Raw genomic sequence first — 19377 nt, 5'->3', positions numbered from 1 at the left:
CACCCGTCTAGTCTATGAGTAGTCTAGAACTGGAAGTTAAGCTTTGTATGTCGCAAAGATGAGTGGTAGAACCAATTCTCTAGCGTTACTCTTAGTTCGAGGTAGCAAAGGTACAAGCGATCGCGCTTTTAAGGTCAGGCATCTACTACGACTGTGGAGTTAATGGCAAACATTGACAGGGCTGTTGATGATTGCGGAGCTAGGTCTGTACTCTCGTCATCTAATACAATTTTGTTACTCAAAAATAAAACAGCCCAGTCGGGAACTTCTACTCTCAAGTAGCGTTCTAAATGTATACGGGTATCCAGATAGACCAGTAAGACTGAAGACGCTTAACTTTTGTGGTCCGCTTGAGCGAAGCGTTTGTAGAAAACTGCGGTTGCTAATACCCTCTAAACTTTGTTTCTTTTTAGACATCTACTGATTCTATTACTTACTCTCTAGCAAGACTCAGCTCAGGATGAATGGACTAAAAATTTTTGGACTTAGTTGAATTCCCTGCTGCTGGAGTCGCGTTTTCTGTCCATTGTTTGTTCACCGTTCAGTGAGGATTCTTCTGTGATTAATCAATCAACCCGGTATGTTGTTTGTTTGGGTCTTTTAGCTGGAAGCTTGGCGATCTCAACGACCGCTCGGGCTGAAATTTCAGTAACTGGCGGTCGGACAAGTGGCGATGCAGCGTTCTTTGTGCCTGATGCCGCAACTACAACCACAACTACAACCACAACAAGCGGCTGTGGTTGTGACCAGACCAGCACTACTTCCGCGACCTCTACTCCTGCTCCCGGTGGCGACACAGTTCTATTCGATGCTAGAACTCGTCAACTGAGATTAGAAACGTCAGCAGGTGTAACGGTTAACTCTCGCTTTACCCCCACTGCTGGTCGTCTAGATGCCACTACGGGTGTTCCCAAGGGCGGTGAAACTGGACAACTTCAAGGTTTGCTCTCTGGTCGTGCTTTTACAGCCACAGGCAACCCAGTATTCTTCCAGAATGTAAAAACAACTCTGGATTTCAAACTCAACTCTTTTGCACCTGACAGTTTGATCGGCGGTACATTGATTACCCCGCTAACAAGTGCGGGTAGCTCTAGCAATACCTCCAGTAATACCTCCAGTAATACCTCTGACAACACTTCGACCAATACCTCAACCAATACTTCGACCAATACTTCGACCAACACTTCGACCAACACCTCCAGCAATAGCTCAACAGACAGTTCTGCACCCCCAATCTTCTTGCCTATCACTGGGGTAACTCTGTCTCAAGAGTCCGCTAGTTCATTCCAATCGCAAGATGGTCAGCTCTACGTGGGTAAGTTCGAGGCCAATCTCCCTGGTGGCGCGATCGCTCTACCCTCTGACTATCGCTTCACTACCGCTAGTACTCAGCCAAATTTGCCTCCTAGCAATCCCATTGGCAGTGGCGACACCAAATTTAAGTTTGAAGGTAAAGGCAACGGTACAACTACCTTTGTAAGCACTACTGGCACCAACAGCACTGTTGACTTCGATAGTGCTAGCAGCAAGACAGACTTCAAAATTGAGGGCACAAACTTCAAGATCGATGGTCGGAGTGATGGTCCCACAGATTTCAAACTTGGTGGTATCACTAGCACCGGCGTAACTGGCAACATTGCTTTCAAGGGTGATACCCAGTTCAAGATTGAAGGTCAGGGGATTGGTAACACTCAGCTTGATACTGCAACAGGTGAAGTTGGTTACAAGAGCACCAACAGCAACACCAAGTTCAAGATTGAAGTAGGTGCCAACAAGTTAGAAGGCAGCAGTGTTGGTGAAGCAGAAATCAATGTAGGTGGTATTGGCATCAGTTCTACTGGTAGCACCACAACCACTGGTGGCACAACGGGGGGTACAACCACAGGCGGTACAACGGGTGGTGCTACAGGTGGTACAACCACAGGCAGTACGACTGGCAGCACAACTACAACAACGGGTGGTGCATCCAGCGGTACAGCTAGCGGCAGCTTCACAGCCCAAACCACTTACATTCAACTCTTCACCGTTGACTCGCTCTCAACTAGCCAAGTTGCATACGTTGTCTCTCCGTCTAACAGTGATGACGACGGTGATGATGACGATGATGATAACGAGCTTGAGGTACGCCGTAGTGAACGTAATGAAGGCCGTGGTCGTGGTCGTCGGGTAGCGCGTGGTCGCCAAGGACAGACAACTTATGTCCTCGTTGGTCCTTCCAGCCGTGTCTTCCCCGGTTTGGTTGGTTTGAGACAACTACCACCCGCATCCAGCACCTCTACCAGTACCACTGAAGAATCGACTACCACTGAGTCCACCACTGGTACCACTGACTCGGCTACTCCAACAACTGAGTCTGAATCTACCACTGGTACTACTGAAGAGTCGACCACCACGACTGAGGCCACTACAACTGAGTCTGGTGCAACTGAATCCACCACTACGACTGAGTCCGGTGCGACTGAGGCTACCACAACTGAGTCTGGTGCAACTGAGGCCACCACGACTGAATCCGGTGTAACTGAATCCACCACGACTGAGTCCAGCACAGGTACGACTGATACCACAACCGAGGCCACCCCGACTGAGTCTGGCTCTACCACCCCAACGACCAGCCCTACCACTGGCACGAGTGATGACTCCACAACCATCAACTTCTCTAGCCCAGCGGGTACTGGAACGGTTCAGTTCACTCCTGCTCCCAGCACCAACCCATAGTTGACAACTCCCCAGTTTATGACCTTGGTTAGCCGTGTAACTAAGGACAGACTAGGAAAGTTCTAAAAAGTTGTGAGGTGATCGCCCTAGGTTAATTCCTGGGGCGATTTTTATTCAAGATTCATCTACAAAGTTTTAAGATGCACCCCAACGGCGATCGCTTGCATCAATCAAGCAACTGCTTGGCTGACGATACCAGACCATTGCACTCGTTTTAAGCCATCACGACGGTAGGAGAAAAAGTGCTCTGGCTGTTGATAGGTGCAGTGGGGAGCGATCGCGACTTGTTCGGGACTGAGACCAAGCTGTTCTAACTGCAAAGCATTGACCCGCCGCACATCAACTCGGATGCGATCGGGTTCTGGATCAGCAAATACAGGTGGCTCAGGCAGCGCGTGAAGTTGCTCAATGACAACCTTGGTAGCAGTATCAGCCACTGGAGTAATGGTTGCTCCCAGAACTGCCGCTACATCCAGCGAGACTTGATATACATCTCCGGCGATCGCGGGTCCCATTGCCACTCGGAGATTGTGTAGTTGGCTGCCTTGGGCTTGTAGACGAGCGATCGCTTGCGGCACAATTTTAGCGGCAGTCCCACGCCATCCCGCGTGTACAGCTGCAACCTGACCTGTTGTCGCATCCGCAATTAGTACGGGTGTGCAGTCAGCACTACAGACCCAAACTGCTTGCTCCGCTTGCTCGGTTAGTAAACCATCAGCAGGTGGCAAATCTGGTTCGGGAGCACTCGTGTCATTGCCAGAAGTACGACTGAGTTCAATTTCTGAAGGGGCCAAAACTACGTTGCCGTGTACCTGCCTGACTCTATAAACCTGAGCCTCTGACTGTAAGGCGCTAACTAAATGACTTGGCGTTTGGGGCCAAAAATGTTGCGTAAAAAAGCCATGAGACCATCTCTCTAAAAGGCTACAGGTAAGATAAGGCCGTCCGTCCCAAGTTTGCCAATGCCAAGTGTGCATGAAGAAGGTTCAGAGCTTTACAAAACGAAATCAGTCAAAAAGCAATGAGTCCATGCTAGCCTAAGCGACGATCTCTCCAGACTTTGCCCGTGGGATTTGAGCATCAACGGTTTGAGCTAGCGCTACAGCAAGTACGACAATATCTGTCTACCATCTTTCAACCACCCCATGTCTCCAATGTCTTGCCCCTGTCGTTGCAGGTATTCGAGGCTTTAGCTTCTACGAATCAAACCCTGTGGGAATTGGTCAGTCAGGGCGCGATCGCGGGTACTGCTGTTTTAGCTTTGCAGCAAGAGTCAGGGCGCGGGCAGTGGGGCCGCCAGTGGCAGTCTCCTTTAGGGGGCTTGTACCTCTCGGTCGCGCTCAGTCCCGCTTTACCAGTTGCCAATAGTGCTCAACTGACTTTGTGTAGTGCTTGGGGAATCGCGACAGCGCTACGCAGCTATAACTTACCTGTGCAGTTGAAGTGGCCAAATGATTTAGTGCTCAACGGACGCAAGTTGGGAGGCATCTTGACTGAAACTCGAATTCGTCAAGGTCAAGTGACCAAAGCCGTAGTGGGCGTCGGTATTAACTGGACGAATCCAGTTCCTCCTACGGGAATCAACTTGGCAGCGGCCTTAGCAGAACAGACGCAACCTGCGATTGATTCCTTAGAAATGTTGGCTGCGATCGCGCTACAAGGAATTGCGTCCGGATATGCAGCTTGGCGACAAGAAGGGATAGAAAACCTCTTGCCTGCTTACCTAAGCTTGTTGACGAGTTTAGGCCGCTCGATTGTGCTTGACGGTGTCGAGGGGACTATTGTAGGAGTCTCGGCAAATGGTGAATTACAGATCCGTTCAGCATCCAATGACCCGTCTTCTAGGGAAATTCTGCTAAAGCCCGGTACAATCAGTCTGGGTTATGATGTCTAGTTCCAAAAACAATCAAAAAAGCGCCCTTAATCTGAAGCTCATCCCCCCGTGGGATGACAGCCGAGGAACAAATTAAGTAAATAAAACGACTGATACTGCTAGCTTGAGCGACTTAAATGCGTAATAAGGGGACTGAAATGAACCAGCAGACTCGTTCTGCCCAACCTACGCTCAAAACCTCCCGTCAGCGTCCGCTTTGGATGCAAAGCCTTGCCTGCTTGGGTGGGATTGGACTTTTGAGTGCAGGGACGCTAGGAGCCCAAACCGCTCCGGTGGATTCTGTTGTAGTACCTGCAATTTCTGAGCCTCAATCAGCGCTGGAAGCCACTCCTATAGAAGCCGCTCCCGTTGATGCTCCTGCTGTAGTCGCTGAGCCAGAACAATTTGCGCCAGAAGCATCAGCAGAATTTGCGCCAGAACTCGCTCCAGAGCCCGCGATCGCAGCGCAGGAAGAGCCTGTTCCTAGTTTGGCTGTCCCAACTCAAGAGGAGCCGATTGCAGCCCCGCCAGCAGCCAATTCACCTGACGCGGTAGCAGCAGGGTCTGAACCGCCGAACTACAATAACGCTTATATTGACCCGACCCGTTACAACCTTGGAGCCACCGACCCTTACGAGCAGCCTAGCTCGGTAGTCTTATCGGAACGCTCAACAGGGTGTCAAGCGGTTCTATCGGGAGGCCAAGGCTTATCCGGTGGCATTTGTGGCACTGCCTCAGAGCCTGCTTCGGCTCAATCTGCGCCTTGGCGTCCTGGCTCTGTAGAGAATACTTGGGCAAGCACATCAGGTGGCAGTCAAGGCGACAGTCAATGGGTTGCCGCCTCAAACTCACCAGCAGTGCAGTTAGGCCCAATCAACATCAGTGCTAGAGGGATTGGCATTGGTCAAACGACTGCTTCTGGCCGCTCATTTTACTACCAGACAGCTCGACCCACAGGCCGCTTGGGGAATGGCAACCTCAGATTGATCTTTCCTCTGTCACTTCCTGCTCCCATTACTTCCATTTTTGGTTGGCGCATTCACCCGATTAGCGGAGATAGCCGTTTCCACTCTGGAACCGACCTGGGTGCCCCGATGGGAACACCAGTTGTGGCAGCTTATGCAGGTAAAGTCGCGATCGCAGATTTCCTGGGTGGCTATGGCCTAACCGTGACGATCGATCACAACAAAGGCAAGCAAGAAACCTTATATGCTCACCTTTCGGAAATCTTCGTCAAACCAGGCGAGGTGGTGAAGCAAGGCGCTGTAATTGGTCGGGTTGGCAGCACAGGTAACTCCACTGGCCCCCACTTACACTTTGAGTTGCGCCAGCAAACGGCGAATGGTTGGGTGACGCTAGATCCTGGTGCACAGCTAGAACTAGCCGCCGCTGACCTCATTAAGTCCCTACAAACTGCCCAGACAGCCGCTAAGCCAGTTCCTCAACCTCAAGGTTAGGAGCCACACAGCCACACAGCTATACAGCGATCGCTAAAGTAAGGGAGAGCAATCACAACTCTCCCTTAACAGTTTTAGGCAGTTTTAGGCGGTGAGTCCGCTTATAAATAGCCGTGTTCGGTCAAGAAGGTGGGAGTAATCACCTCAGAGTTTGAGTGGACTGGCTCAGAATCATTGGATAGCTCGTTATAGCTGGCTGAGTTGAGGGTGTGTTCTAGCGCCTGCCCAGAGCCGAAACGGAGAAGCTTTTCTACATACTTGCCCAGAACATCGCCCTCCAGGTTTACCCAACTGTCTGGCTGCAAATAATGCAGATTGGTTTCAGCGTAGGTGTGAGGAATCACGGCCACCTTAAACCAAGTGCCAGTGGTGTTGCACTCCGCTACAGTCAAGCTGACACCGTTGACAGCAATACTGCCTTTCGGCACGATATAGCGGGCGATTGCTGGATCAGCCACCGTAAAACTCATTTCCCAAGAATTACCCGTTTCCTCTGCTGCCTGGAGGCACCCAATCCCATCTACGTGACCCGTAACAAAGTGACCTCCAAGCTTACTGCCCACCCGCAGCGATGCCTCCAGGTTGACGTAACCTGCTTCTAGTTGTTTTTCTAGCGTGGTGCGACGGATGGTTTCGGGGGAAACGGCGGCTAGAAACCCTTGAGGCAAGATTTGTGTAACTGTGAGACAGACTCCATCCACCGCCACACTGTCACCCAGGGCTAAATCTTGCAAAATAAAATGGTAGGTACCAGAGGTACAGGTGACTTGGAGTTCATCTTCTCCCAAGCGTCTGATGGTTCCGAGTGCTTGCACAAGTCCTGTAAACACGGTTTTTAAATCACTCAAAACTGCTGAACTAAACTCTGATCAAAGGAAGCTCTGACTTTGGCTGGCTCTGTGCCTGAGTGACCCACTGCTTCGCTAGACTTTAGAAATATACTCATGGATTCAGGTCAGGGATCAGGGCATACTGAAGGTCAACCAATCAATTAAGCTTAATGACAACCAAGCGGAACTGTGATTTTGTGCTCCACCTTCTATGGTAGAGATAGCCTGGTTGGATTACTGTAGTTTTATTTATCCCGGTCATACTTTCACCCGTCTGAATTTCGTTAACTAAGAGTGTATAGAGAACTAGGTGTATATAGAGGTAATGCGAGTTTGCTTCCAGGTCCAACCAGTCCAAGTGTATTCTCGACTCACAACTCTCTTTGCCAAGGATTGAGGCCAAACCAATGATTGAGATGAAAGTTGCTGGAATTGCGCTGGATGCAGCAACCCGCCACCCAATCGTACTCTTGAGGGATGCTTCTGAGCGTCGGGCTTTGCCAATCTATATTGGTCAGGACCAGGCCAGGGCCATCATTAATGCACTCGAAAACCAAGCGCCACCTCGGCCCCTTACCCACGACTTGATGATTAATATTCTGGAAGAGTGGGATATGGTTTTGGAGCGAATCATTATTCACTCTTTGCAGGACAACACTTTTTACGCAATCTTAACGGTTCGGCAAGGGGAGGTCAAAAAAGAGATTGACGCTCGCCCCAGTGATGCGATCGCCCTAGCTCTGCGTACTAACTGCTCAATTTGGGTGATGGAGGAAGTGGTAGCAGATGCTTCAATTCCAGTCGATCGGGATGCTGATGAAGCCGAGCGGCAGGCCTTCCGGAGCTTTTTAGAAAATCTCCGCCCAGAAGACTTTACTCAGCGACGGGAATTTGGCAACGACTCCTAAGAGCCTACCTGCAAGCATGCGCTATCGTCGGTTTGGTAAAACTAACCTGTTGCTGTCTGTCTTTTCTCTCGGAACGATGCGCTATTTGGCTTCTGAGGAGACGGCAGCCCAAACGGTCAGCCGAGCGCTCGCTTTAGGGATTAATCATCTAGAAACAGCCAAGGGCTACGGTAAGAGCGAGCAGTACTTGGGCTATGCCTTGGCGCAATTGGCGATTCCTCGCTCTCAGCTTTACATCACCACTAAAATTTCTCCCACGCCTGATTCTGCCTCTATGGCTCGGCAGATTGATGAGTCTTTGGCTCGCCTAGGCACAGATTATGTGGATTGCTTAGCGGTACATGGACTCAACACCGAGGAGCACCTAAGTTGGATGGAGGCGAAAAACGGCTGTATGCAGGCGGTGCAACAGGCTGTTGCGGATGGCAGAGTCCGACATGTAGGTTTCTCCACCCACGGGCCGCTGGAGCTGATTCTGGCCGCGATCGCGACTGATTTATTTCAGTTCGTGAGTCTGCACTACTATTACTTTTTTCAGCGCAATGCGCCTGCGGTAGCATTAGCAGCCGCAAAAGACATGGGTGTGTTTATTATCTCGCCTGCTGATAAGGGAGGGCAGCTTTATACCCCGCCGCAGAAACTGCAAGAGTTGTGTGCGCCATTATCCCCTTTACATTTCAACTATCGGTTTCTGCTTAGTGACTCCCGCATTACCACGCTGAGTGTCGGAGCAGCCAACCCAACTGAGCTAGACTGGCCTTTGAGCATAGCGGACTCTGATGGCACCTTGAACCCTACAGAAATAGAGATTCTGCAACGTCTACAAGCTCATCAAGCCTCCGTACTAGGGCCAGATCAGTGCAGCCAGTGCTATGCTTGCTTGCCTTGTCCAGAAGCGATTCAGATTCCAGAAGTATTACGGCTACGGAACTTAGCGATCGCCTACGACATGACCAATTTCGGCCAATATCGCTACCGCATGTTTGAAAATGCAGGTCACTGGTTTCCGGGGATGAAAGCAAATCGCTGTACGGACTGTGGCGACTGCTTACCAAAATGTCCAGAACAACTAGATATCCCCGCTTTGCTCCAAGATGCCCATGAGCGCTTAAATGGCCCAGCGGGTCGGCGGCTTTGGAGCTAATCCAATCCCAGAGTTTGCGGTGAGTGGGATACTAACTCTATCCAAGTTCGTCATTAATTTCGTGAAGTGCTGGGCTGGGAGGCTAGAGCTGTGCAAGCAAGAGCTGTGCAAGCAAGAATTGTGCAAGCCAAAACTGTGCAAGCAAGAATTGTGCAGATCAAAGGGCAGCGAGGAGCAAAATTATCATCTGGCACGGCGAGAATAGCGCGATCGCTGGAACTGCTGGGTTTTGCGGGGGCGATCGTAGTAGGTTTGAGCCAACCGCTCCTCGCTCAAGTGCCTTTAGAGCCTATTCCTGACCCTCTAGACACTGAGTTGGTTGAGCAACAGCAAGAAAGTGCGCCATTGCTGACTCCTGGCGCTTGTAACGTAGGCAATGCGGTGATCACTTCCAATACCATTTGCCAGAGCAATATTACAATTCCGAGTTTGTGGTGGCTAGAGGAGCAATATCGGCAACTGAATGGCAAGCTTGTCAACACTTGGTTAGCTTACCCAGAGGCTAGTGGCAGTTCTCGACGAGTGGATTTAGTGGTAAATCAACAAGTCTGGAGCTTGCTCGATTATCTAGAGCGCTACAAATTTACGGACTGGTTTGGCACAACCGCTAGAGATTACGGCTTTAGCACCAGAGTTTTTAATAGTCAGGGCCGTTTGTTAGCAGCTTATACCTGCGCTTTTTCGCCTGCTAGCCCATCTGCTCAGGCAACACCGACCTGCCGCCTCTTTGTAGATGCTTTAGGGAAAAACGGCTTGGGTAGACCGATTCAGTCATCCCCTTGAGGAAGTTGGGCGCACTGCAAGCCATAAAGCTTGATATTGCTCGCTCGCCTTTGCCGATAGGGGGTAGAGAAACTCACTCTTCTCAATCACCGATGGCTCCGGTAGCAAGACGGGTTGCTTCTGTAAAGCGTTGGGTAAAGTGGCACGATCGCGGCCTACTAATGTGGGCGAAGCAGCTTGGCTCAAAATTGAAAGCTGAATCGCGGTTTGGGGTTGTAAACAGAAATCGAGCCACTGTTCTGACAAACTTGGTTGGCCGCTGTCGCTGGCTGCGGTTGGGGGGGCTACTGCAGGACGTACCCAAAGCTCTGACCAAAGCTTTGTGCCTGAGCGTGGAACAACAGCAGCAACTTGGCGATTATTTTTCATCAAGCTTAGAACATCAGTGGACCAACCCACCGCCAGCCAAGTGTCCCCTAAAATCAAGGGTTGCAGATAACTGGTGGAGCTATAGAACTTAACTTGTTGGTGTAGCGCCTGCAATTCTGACTTGAGAGCAGCTACCTTGGTCAAATCTTCTGTGTTGTAAGAATGATTTAATTTCTTTAGCGTTAGGCCAATGACTTCCCTGGGTTGATCTAATAGCGAGATGCGATCGCGCAGTTCAGGTCGCCACAGGTCGCTCCAATCGGTAGGCACAGCCCAGCCTTGCTCAGCAAACTTGTCAGCACGGTAAGCAATCACAGTCGTACCCCAACGATACGGCATGCCCCAAACTTGACCCTGCTCCGCCACTTGCCCTTGGCGATCGCGAGTCACGAGCTTTTGCCAAGCAGGGGGTACTTGGGACCAAGCGGTCACCTGTTGAGGGTTGAGGGGTTGAATCAAATTTTGTTGAATTGCCTGAGCCAACCAATAATCTCCCAGAGTTACCAAATCAGGTACTCCTGTAGCAGCACCTTGCCGATTCCGAGAAACGAATGGCCAAGAGGTCTGGGGTTGGGGCTGCGTGGAGGCTGCTGGACGCTTCCAATTCTGTAGAAGCTGAAACAACTGACCGAGTTGAGGCTCTGGGGCAAAGTCAAGTCGAGCGGGCCGCTGAAGACTCCGACGAAATTTGTCCAAAATCTGTGGTGGAATCGAGCTTTTGAGTAAGCGAACCCTCAAAGCTTCGCGGGCTGAACCGTTACACCCTGCTAGCGCTTGGCTCAGCCCTAAGACGCCAACTCCTTGAAGAAAAGACCGTCGATCCATTGAACTGCTGCGACTCCTACGCCGACTGTTTGTGCTCAACCCCAAAGCCAATTAGATCAATCACGCTCGGAATTTCGTGGGGTTGAGGCCGCTGATACGTCACGATGGTGCGGAGGCGTACGTTTGGTGCAATTAAACGCATTTGATCAACCGCTACAGAACGATTGTAGAACGTTGTCATTTCCAACGTTTGACGAGTGGGCTGATAGGTAAAGCGACCCGCGATCGCACCCGCTTCTGAATAACCTGCATTAGGTAGGTAAAACCCCTGAATAGTTTCTCCTGCTGGTTAGGTCGAGATCTGGGCTGCGATCGGCAACAACGGCGCGTTGCCAGTGGTAGTGGAAGCTACAACTAAGCTATCCGCAACAAATAAGGCTTGCAGGCTCATTGCCACGGTTTCTCCAGTCTCGGAGCGAGTATTAAAAGCGATCGCAAATCCTGGCAAACTGTCTTGATCCTCGATCAGAGCTGAAAAGTCATTTTTTGCCGCTTGCAATTGTAATGTTGCGGTCTTAGAGAGAAGCAAAATCTGCTTTTTGTCTGCCGCAGTCAGCGGTTGAACTTGGTATTCCGTGTAAGAACGCTCGATCCTACTTTCAGTAACAAAATGGTAAGTTCTCTCAGTTGTCCATGTCCCAGCACAGGCAATGAAAAAAGACTTAAAGCTCAGCATTTCTTTCCACAATGACGGTTGGATTTCTTTTGAGTAACTCTTTAGCCAATTAGACAGTTAGCTTTAATTAGCAATAAGTAGTACAGAAGTTTAATTAGTTGTTAGGACTGGCGCTTATTTCATCTAGATAGCAGCATGAGTATACATCCTGAGCTGAGTAGAGAGATTAAGCAGGCCACAGAGCTACAACTAGTTTTGCTGGGCGCGATCGCCTGAAAACTTGAAAAAGCTGCTCAGATTAGGCCTGCTGTAGCTGTTCTAGAAGCTGAGACTACCAGGAAGCTGGCTAGCAGCTGTTTTTTTGAAGCTGAGATACCTTCCTAAACCTAAGCTTAAGAATCGAGGTTGTTACAGTTTGAATGATTGTGATGGCAACTACCAAAACTCTTGCTGTTCTAGGAGTACAGTCTAGAATTAGGCAGGATTTAGATAAATTCAATAATGAGATTTTGTATTGAGTTTGATTAATTTTTGGAGAGATTAAATCGTTTAATTGCTGGCTCAAATTTATCAAAAAGCTGATGAATTGCTAGTTTGTCGAAAGGTTAAATTATTCAGCACTAGTCGTCATATTTGGGAATCCTTTCTTAGGATAAAGAGAATTCATTAGGCTACTAGGGCACCCCATGGATCCAATTCAAGAACAAGTCATTGCCTTAAATACAAAAGTTGATGGACTTCAGAAGCAGATGATTGAGCATTTCAACCATCGACTTTCAGAAGCTGTAGCTGAAATGAAGCTATTGGTAATGCAGGGAGCACCATCGACTCAGCCAGAACCTCACGGCAGACGCTATCTCTACTCAACTCATAGCAGCCGTGAGATGGGGATGGATCACAAAGATGTGTTGACTGATACCAGCTACCCCAGCATGGAAGATCAAAGTAGCGAGCGCGATCTAGCACCCGAGATTCAAATTCGTCGGCTGACAGTGCAATTGACTGCGGCTTACAATCGCATTGCGGCTCTAGAAGAGCAACTGCTATCTCAAAGAGTTCACTAGTGAACGCAATCCTGCAATTCGAGTGCAATTGAGTTCATAACTAGCTTAAGAGTGATTGAGAAGCAAATTTTGCCTTGAGTCAGCTTGACAGTAGCGTTCTGCCAACGCCTCGATCACTTGCAGCAGTTGCGCTTGACTCCAGTTTTGATAAAGAGAAGCTGCGATCGCACAACCGCCAGCCCCTACGCCTTCTTTCACATATCCTTGCTCATAAGCTTGGAGCTGTGAGTAGCGAGCCGCTGTAAATTGCAGCTGGGTAGCCAAAAGCGGGACCGTGCCAATCAGATTGGCTAAGCCTACTGTGTCTCCTGTCGCATCTTCAGCAACCCAGCGAGTTGTGCCTACGACAATCTGCTCTGGTTGCCATGACAAAGTGTAAGTAGTCGCGATCGCTCGTAACAAAGCATAGACCGCCAACATCTGGGTGCCTCCGGCTAGCATGACGCCACAACTTCGACTAGCCGCGATCGCCATGCCCACAACCACAATTTGCATCGGATCGCCTACTGCGGCTACCAACTGAAGCGGGTCAACCTCGGAGTTAACCAAACCCGCTTGCCGTAAACCTGCCTGGACAACTTCCCACTTTTGGCTATGGTTGCAGGTAGGGTGACTGCTATTGACTTTGCCAACCGCTGCAAGGCCGAGACCTGTCAAAATGGCTAAAGCTGTGGTTGTGCCACCCACAACGCATTCTCCCAAAATTAAGTAGCCCTGGGGAACTTGAGCCGCGAGTTGCTGCCCCCAAGCCAATCCTTGCTCTAGCAGATGCTGGACGACTGGCCGGCTTAAAGCTCGTCCTTGGCTCAAGCAAGCCGCAGCAGCCCCCCCCAAATCAACGCAAGGGACTGGGGGTGGAACGGGTAAACCAGCATTAAATAAGTAAAGTGGAATTGCTTGGGCCTCCAAGACAGCCCGTGAAATCAGAACCGGGGATGCACCAGCCTGGAGGGGTGGCAAAGCATATTGAGGAGCCGCCCGAGGTCCCTGGTAGAGGAATTCGGCATCAGCGATCGCGGTATACCGCCGATCTTGTGGGGTAGCACCCGCTGCAGAAATGCCTGGAATTAGACCCGTGGCTGTAAACCCAAGTACACAGGCGAATAAAGGGCGATGCCGTTGGTAGCGCTGGAGCCATTGCTGTCCCAACTGCGCTTGCGTATAAACCCGAATCATCTCGGCTAGAGACATTAATCAGCCTCGTAATCCAGAATCACCTGTACCCACTTAGGAGGCGCTGGGATCGGGTTGCCTAAACGCTCTAAAAGCAACCAAGCTGCTAGATGGACAACAAAAAGATAAACAATATTGTTGATCACAATCATGATCGCCGCGATCGCTTGAACCAACGCTAGTTCAGGCTGGATCAATAGCCCTAGCTTCACAAAACCCCATTCCACCAATTCTGTAATTTGAGTGGTGATATAAGCCCACAGATCGTCACCCAGCAAAAGCGAAACTAGCCAAATCCGAAAAAAGAAGCCAAAAGTGCCAATAATCGTGCCGATACTGATGGAAACAAACCAGTTTGCTCGCCGCCGCCAAAGCGCTCCTAATTGAACTCCCAACAGCCCAAAAGGCATTAAAAACAGAATGCTGCGGGTTGGCCCCATGAGGACTGATAGCAGCAACCCAGACACTAGGGCTGACATCCAAGCAGCGCGGTGTCCCCAGCGCAAGTAGGTCAGGGCAATGGGGACTGGGAAAAAAATCCGTAATAAAGGCCCCATCGGGAAGTAATAGTTGACCAGCCAAATCAGGCTCGCTGTACTGGCTAAGAAAGCAGTCTCCACCATAGCTAGAGGAGCTGCACTCGTGACTTGCGGTTCAGCTAGAGCCGTTGAAGTATGGAGGTCAGTGGGCCTAGTGGAGCTTGATTCAGGAGATGCAGATTGAGTAGGACCCGGCTGAGAATCAGGCGGTCTCTCTGAGTGGCGGTCTTCGGAAGAATCACTCATGCACAATTAGGTAAGCTAGCAGATCTACTCTATACCTAAACTCTAGACCCCATCCGCTAGTTCGGGTCAGTCTCGGCAGGAGCTAAATTGCCGCGATCGCCCCTGTCTCACTTAAACCAACAGGCGCTCCAGAGCGTGCATATCCGGAATGCAGAGAATGTCGCGATCGCGAACAATCAATTCCTTTTTTTCCAGCTTATTCAAGACCCGCGTCACAGTTTCACGCGCTAAACCACTCAAGCTGCTCAGTTCCCGGTGCGGCAAGTTAGGAATCTCAACTCCCTTTTGGCTCCGTTTTCCCTGCCCCTCAGCTAGAAACAACAAAATATCCGCCACGCGAGAGGTACTGTCAGACTCTCGCAACCGCAACCGTCGATTCACTTGGCGTAGCCGTCGTGCCATCAGCTGAGCTAGACGAATGCCTGCCGTTGGCTCTGTATGAATTAACTGGACAAAATCTTGGGCTGGCATATTGCCAATCACAGTAGGAGCCAAGGTAATGACATCTGTAGATCTAGGTACTTCATCTAGCGGAGCCATTTCTCCAAATAATTCACCCTTACCAAGAATGTTGAGGGTGACCTCTTTGCCATCTAAGTTATAAGTCCGAATCTTGACCCAACCGTCCAAAATAAAATAGACAGAACTACCCCAGTCATTTTCTAATAAAATTACTTGGCCAGAAGGATGGCTACGCATGACAACATGGGCCGTAGCCTTTTCGACCGTAGCCTCTGGTAAGCCTTCAAAGAAAGGAGCAGAGCGAATTAGTGCAGGGCTAGACTGAGGTTCACGAGGGCTATACCGATCTTCCATGGGGCCATTGCATTGTAATTTCTATAAAATCAGTCAGATTAAGTGGCCTAGCAATCTAGAGCCTTAATGTCGATAATGCTTACCCTAAGGGTGGTCAGCCAGGCAAAGTGGCATTACTCCTATGGCTGAAGTTGACTCTCAATCTTGAAGCTAGCCCCACAACTCCCTAGCCCACCAACTTGACCCATCTGACTCAACTCAGATGAAGCATCTAAAAATAGGACACATTTGAAAGTCTAAGATACTTAAGCTGATATGAGAAATATCATTGCCACCAATCCGCCCTAGTAGCAAGGAAATCCACAGCAATAATAGCTTAAAGTTTTCCCACTTTTAGACAGAAGTGTTTGCCGAGCTACCAGATTAGTTAGACTGGCCTGATCTACCGCTTGGATTCAGGGACGAGAGGAGAACAATCTTTCATTGACACTAAGTGTGACTCCCAATGGTGAGATATAACCCAATTTGACTGGTGGGCAGCTCAGCAGGTTCTTTAAAGCGAGATAAATTTCGCCAAGTCGTAGAACTTTTAGCCTGTTCTGGCGTAAACTTTGTCCAACTGTTGGCCTGCTGGTCATCTGAAATCTTCAAAATTATTTCAGTTGGCAAAAATCTAGCAGTGCCTGATAGTGCTTGGAGTTAAATTAATTCTGGCGATCGCAAAACGACGACTAATATGAAGATTAATAACCAGAGCTTCGTTGATTTTTGATTAGCTTCAAACTAGCTTCTACACTGTAGCCTTACCCACCTCTGGGAATTGCTTAACCCCCACTTTTAGTCTAAGTCCTAGATGAAGGGGGCAAATGATCGAAAAGCTCACTTTAGACTAGAGGAAAATTAGCCCTCTGGCTGGGCAAACTAATCTTTGAAGCATCCAGAGTCGTGATCGCTTTATACCTGTCAAGTTCTAGTCAGGGGTTCCATCGTGACTTCTCAGAAGGACCAAATCCAAACACTAATTGCTGAAATCGATAAAGTTCTCCAGAAACCTAGTACCCGCTTACCTTGGGTCATGTCTGGAGAGACGACTCAGCAGCGCCGAGTGTTAGAGCGAGTTCGCAGCTATCTTGTCTCTGTACAACAGCGGATGGTTGCCGATGAACTCTCTCAGACTAGAACCAAATCTAATTTATCGACCTACGATATCCAGTATCAACCCACTCAAAATCCTGACTACGTTAGAGCCCCGATCGCGCCAGTTGGCAACAGCCAAGACGAAGCAGCAAGGCAGATTCTCCAGGTTGTAGCTCAAGAAATGGATCATCTGCGCTCCAGCCTAACGCAGCCCCTACAGGCAGATTTGGAGGCATTACGGCAACAGCGCGAGGCTTTAGTTCAGGAAATTAGACAGCTAGAGTCACAACGGCATCACTACTCTCTAGCGCAGCAGCAAGCAAATCAGCAGAAAATCATCGGCGAGTTTCTACAAGTGCTGATGGGGCGTCTGCAAGATAGCTTGACTCAGCAGGTTGCCCAAACTTTATCGAGTCTACAGTCTCAATCAGTTTATGAAGGTCAGTCTACTGAGGCGATCGCTTTAGGTGGCCGCACGGCTGCTAATCAGCCTCTGCTAAACCCAGGCCAACGAGTAGAACAACTGCAAGTGTTGCAAGCCCGCTCCGATCAGTTATTGATGAACCTGGATTCAACTCTGAGTGTGGTGTTTGAAGCATTACAAAGGAATGTCCAAAGCTATGAGGAGTCGCTTTCCACGGGGTTAGAGCGCATGCATGACCTAGGCCAACAAGGGGAAGTCATGTTCACCGCTTTGGTCAGTCACTTAGCTCAACAATTAGGTCGAGAAGCATCTTCGTTCCTGTACACTATGCCAACTTCAGAGTTGGAGTCGGGTGATGCTACTAGTCCTGAAACGACAGCTCCATTAACCTCGATTTCCCCGGCTGCTGAGTCTAGCGCTACACCCGCTGCTGTATCCCCTAATGAGTCACGCACTCAAGTTCCGCAGGGAATTAAACTTGATCCAGCCGCTTTAGAGCTGCCTTATGCCGGCGCTGAGCTACGACGCGAAAACCAGCAGCCGTTAGAGCCACCATTGTTGCCAGAGCTGGAGGATGAGGATTCTCTGGAAGACTTAAACCTAGAGGGCCTTAATCTAGCGGATATTGAGTTGGAGGACGATCTAGACAAGCTGCTGGATGTAGACCTCGGTAGCATAGGACTGGATCAAGCTGCTACTCCAACCAATGATTTGCCTGATAACTTAACGCCATCAACTCCTCAGCCTACTCTCCAAAGTTCTGCGGCTGCTTCATCGAGTCTTACAAACGTAGCCCCTACCGCTTCGGAGCTAGAGTTTTTGGCGCAGCTCGATATTGCTTTGCACGACCAAGATGCTGAAGCGGATGTAGCGGATGCCTTGGAGCCAACCACAGGGTTAGAAGATTTAGTTGTAGCAACTTCTAACGCAGAAGCCTTTAGTCTTGAAACGACGGAGTCCAGCCTGGCAGATGATGACCTTTATGACAGTTTGTTTGGTTCTGATGATTTAGTTTCTGGCTTGGAACCACAGGCGGAAATACCAGGCTTGACTTCTGCTGCATCAACACCTGCGGCGGCTCTGTCAGATACTCCTGGGACCGCTGATCCAAACGTTGCCTTAGCTGAATCTACGGCAGAATTGCAAGCGCGAACGTCACCAGCCAGCTCTCTGTCCTCCCCGGCAACTAACGATTTGTTTGATGGGCTTGAAGAGGTGGCATCAGGGCCAAGTCCAACTCCTCAGGCTGCGATCGTAGAGGATCTCCCAGCAGACTTATTTTCTGCTGCCCCTGAGCCTGATGAAACAGTGACCACCCTAGAAGATTTCTTGTTTGCGGATGCAGCTGAACCAGTCCCTAGTGACGAGAATCCAGATCTGCTCAGCTTTGATCTGCCGCCCACGCAGGCGATCGCTCCCAGTGCAGTAGCAAGCTCAGTGGCAAGTTCAGCAGCTACAAGTTCAGCGGCTATAGGCTCTGGAGCACTCGATTCGGAAGCCCTAAATTTAGAGGAATTTGGCTCCAGCTTTGCAGACGAGTTGGATGACGCTGATCCGTTAGCTGAATTGGCGGAGTTGCTAGGTGGGGCTGAGGTCGTGGACGAGCAACCGACTCCTACGCCTCCTATGGGTTCTACTACCCCTATGGCTCCGCCTAGCTCAGTAACATTTGAGGCTGAAGATGAGCTACTGCTGTCAGAGCGATCGCTACAGGATGTCCCATCGCTGAGTGGACCTGATGCTTATGCTCTGGATGATACCTACATACCAGCAGCGCCGGAAGAATCGCTCATCGCAATTGATGATGACTTAGGCGATGAAACAGCTGATGGCTTGTGGCTGGATGAGAATGTGGTTCAGCAGTTGAATGAAGACTTGTTTAGCTTAGAGGATTCCAACCTTTTTCCTGACTATTCAGGGACGGAGGCTATGGAGATAGAGACTAGCAACGTGAGTGATCAACCCCTGCCATCCAGCGACTCATTGACAGCAAAGAACCCAAACCAGTCGCCTACGTGGGATACTGCTCAGTTTCCTGAGCCTCAGGATTGGGATCGTCTCACCTTGGAAGACTTTGCAGAAACCCTACCGGAAACATTGCCTCCCGTGGAGCCTGAAGCATCTGTAGAGACGGAAGAGACGGAAGCTCTGTCGAATGACCTCTTAGCTCTTTGGGAGGACGCAGATTTAGAACTACCTACTGATCCAACGACTGATTTAACCTTGGATGGGTTTGATTTGTTAGCAGACTCTCCTGCGATCGCTCCTCCTAGCTCGTCAGATGTCTCAGTTAAGCCAATGGCTTCTGCCCAGCCTATCGACCACCCACTTACAGAACTGGATACGCAGAACTTAACCATAGATGATGCGTTTATGGATTTTCTGGAAGCTACGAATTCTCCCACAGCAGAAAGTAGCGATCGCACTCTAACGCCTCCTGAAACGTCGAATCTCCAGTCCGACGAAAAAAAAAAGATCCAGTAGAGACACCCGCATCTGATAGGGTGCTGGAGGATCA

Annotated in this window: 17 protein-coding genes; 8 read left to right on the top strand and 9 right to left on the bottom strand. The window is 49.9% G+C overall.

Annotated features, from left to right (window positions below; genetic code table 11):
• Positions 1–558 precede the first annotated feature (558 nt).
• Positions 559–2715 (top strand): hypothetical protein, encoded by a 2157-nt coding sequence (locus tag H6F68_RS01830; protein WP_190556054.1) that lies wholly within the window; start codon positions 559–561, stop codon positions 2713–2715.
• Positions 2716–2885: 170 nt separating this feature from the next.
• Here the strand turns inward: H6F68_RS01830 and pgeF are convergent, their stop codons facing one another.
• A complete protein-coding gene (gene pgeF / locus H6F68_RS01825) occupies positions 2886–3692 on the bottom strand; it encodes a peptidoglycan editing factor PgeF (protein WP_190556052.1) in 807 nt (268 codons plus the stop codon).
• Between the two features lie 89 nt (positions 3693–3781).
• Here pgeF and H6F68_RS01820 point away from each other — a divergent pair, with 89 nt between their 5' ends.
• Positions 3782–4609 (top strand): biotin--[acetyl-CoA-carboxylase] ligase, encoded by an 828-nt coding sequence (locus tag H6F68_RS01820; RefSeq protein ID WP_190556050.1) that lies wholly within the window; start codon positions 3782–3784, stop codon positions 4607–4609.
• 137 nt (positions 4610–4746) lie between these two features.
• On the top strand, positions 4747–6045 hold the full coding sequence (locus H6F68_RS29260; protein WP_277875993.1) for a peptidoglycan DD-metalloendopeptidase family protein: 1299 nt from the start codon (positions 4747–4749) through the stop codon (positions 6043–6045).
• A 101-nt stretch (positions 6046–6146) separates the two neighbouring features.
• Here H6F68_RS29260 and ribE read toward each other — a convergent pair whose 3' ends face one another.
• Positions 6147–6875 carry a riboflavin synthase gene (ribE, locus tag H6F68_RS01810; RefSeq protein ID WP_190556753.1) on the bottom strand — a complete coding sequence of 243 codons (729 nt, stop codon included), beginning with the start codon at positions 6873–6875 and terminating at the stop codon, positions 6147–6149.
• A 407-nt stretch (positions 6876–7282) separates the two neighbouring features.
• Here ribE and H6F68_RS01805 point away from each other — a divergent pair, with 407 nt between their 5' ends.
• The 3 genes from H6F68_RS01805 (at position 7283) to H6F68_RS01795 (ending at position 9710) form a co-directional block, all read left to right on the top strand.
• Entirely contained in the window at positions 7283–7783 is a 501-nt protein-coding gene (locus tag H6F68_RS01805; protein WP_190431645.1) for a bifunctional nuclease family protein, read from the top strand.
• Between the two features lie 16 nt (positions 7784–7799).
• Positions 7800–8927 carry an aldo/keto reductase gene (locus tag H6F68_RS01800; protein ID WP_190556048.1) on the top strand — a complete coding sequence of 376 codons (1128 nt, stop codon included), beginning with the start codon at positions 7800–7802 and terminating at the stop codon, positions 8925–8927.
• A gap of 90 nt (positions 8928–9017) precedes the next feature.
• A complete protein-coding gene (locus H6F68_RS01795) occupies positions 9018–9710 on the top strand; it encodes a hypothetical protein (protein ID WP_199299853.1) in 693 nt (230 codons plus the stop codon).
• Here H6F68_RS01795 and H6F68_RS01790 read toward each other — a convergent pair.
• From H6F68_RS01790 to H6F68_RS29715, 3 genes are read right to left on the bottom strand one after another with little or no spacing between them, the layout of a single operon-like run.
• Complete coding sequence (locus tag H6F68_RS01790) at positions 9699–10904, bottom strand: extracellular solute-binding protein (protein ID WP_190556046.1); 1206 nt, start codon at positions 10902–10904, stop codon at positions 9699–9701. The genes H6F68_RS01795 and H6F68_RS01790 overlap by 12 nt on opposite strands.
• 16 nt (positions 10905–10920) lie before the next feature.
• Complete coding sequence (locus tag H6F68_RS29720) at positions 10921–11178, bottom strand: phycobiliprotein lyase (RefSeq protein ID WP_399312817.1); 258 nt, start codon at positions 11176–11178, stop codon at positions 10921–10923.
• Between the two features lie 15 nt (positions 11179–11193).
• Positions 11194–11580 (bottom strand): phycobiliprotein lyase, encoded by a 387-nt coding sequence (locus H6F68_RS29715; RefSeq protein ID WP_399312496.1) that lies wholly within the window; start codon positions 11578–11580, stop codon positions 11194–11196.
• A gap of 626 nt (positions 11581–12206) precedes the next feature.
• Between H6F68_RS29715 and H6F68_RS01780 the strand changes: the two genes are divergently transcribed.
• Complete coding sequence (locus tag H6F68_RS01780) at positions 12207–12584, top strand: hypothetical protein (protein ID WP_190556044.1); 378 nt, start codon at positions 12207–12209, stop codon at positions 12582–12584.
• A gap of 45 nt (positions 12585–12629) precedes the next feature.
• Here H6F68_RS01780 and cobT read toward each other — a convergent pair whose 3' ends face one another.
• The 4 genes from cobT to H6F68_RS01760 all read right to left on the bottom strand — a co-directional run bounded on the left by cobT (position 12630) and on the right by H6F68_RS01760 (position 15949).
• On the bottom strand, positions 12630–13775 hold the full coding sequence (cobT, locus tag H6F68_RS01775; RefSeq protein WP_399312494.1) for a nicotinate mononucleotide-dependent phosphoribosyltransferase CobT: 1146 nt from the start codon (positions 13773–13775) through the stop codon (positions 12630–12632).
• Positions 13775–14542 carry a DUF2232 domain-containing protein gene (locus H6F68_RS01770; RefSeq protein WP_190556042.1) on the bottom strand — a complete coding sequence of 256 codons (768 nt, stop codon included), beginning with the start codon at positions 14540–14542 and terminating at the stop codon, positions 13775–13777. The genes cobT and H6F68_RS01770 overlap by 1 nt, the downstream gene beginning before the upstream one ends.
• Before the next feature lie 111 nt (positions 14543–14653).
• A complete protein-coding gene (locus tag H6F68_RS01765) occupies positions 14654–15358 on the bottom strand; it encodes a Crp/Fnr family transcriptional regulator (RefSeq protein ID WP_190431657.1) in 705 nt (234 codons plus the stop codon).
• 429 nt (positions 15359–15787) lie between these two features.
• Complete coding sequence (locus tag H6F68_RS01760; RefSeq protein ID WP_190556040.1) at positions 15788–15949, bottom strand: hypothetical protein; 162 nt, start codon at positions 15947–15949, stop codon at positions 15788–15790.
• Positions 15950–16286: 337 nt separating this feature from the next.
• Between H6F68_RS01760 and H6F68_RS01755 the strand changes: the two genes are divergently transcribed.
• Positions 16287–19343: a hypothetical protein gene (locus H6F68_RS01755; RefSeq protein ID WP_190556037.1), complete on the top strand. Its 3057-nt coding sequence runs from the start codon at positions 16287–16289 to the stop codon at positions 19341–19343.
• Positions 19344–19377: the final 34 nt, after the last annotated feature.

Origin of the sequence: Trichocoleus sp. FACHB-262 (assembly GCF_014696035.1) — a bacterium.
Taxonomy (GTDB): Bacteria; Cyanobacteriota; Cyanobacteriia; order FACHB-46; family FACHB-46; genus Trichocoleus.
The sequence above is the reverse complement of the archived record's forward strand: the minus strand, read 5'-3'. Positions and strand labels throughout refer to the sequence as shown.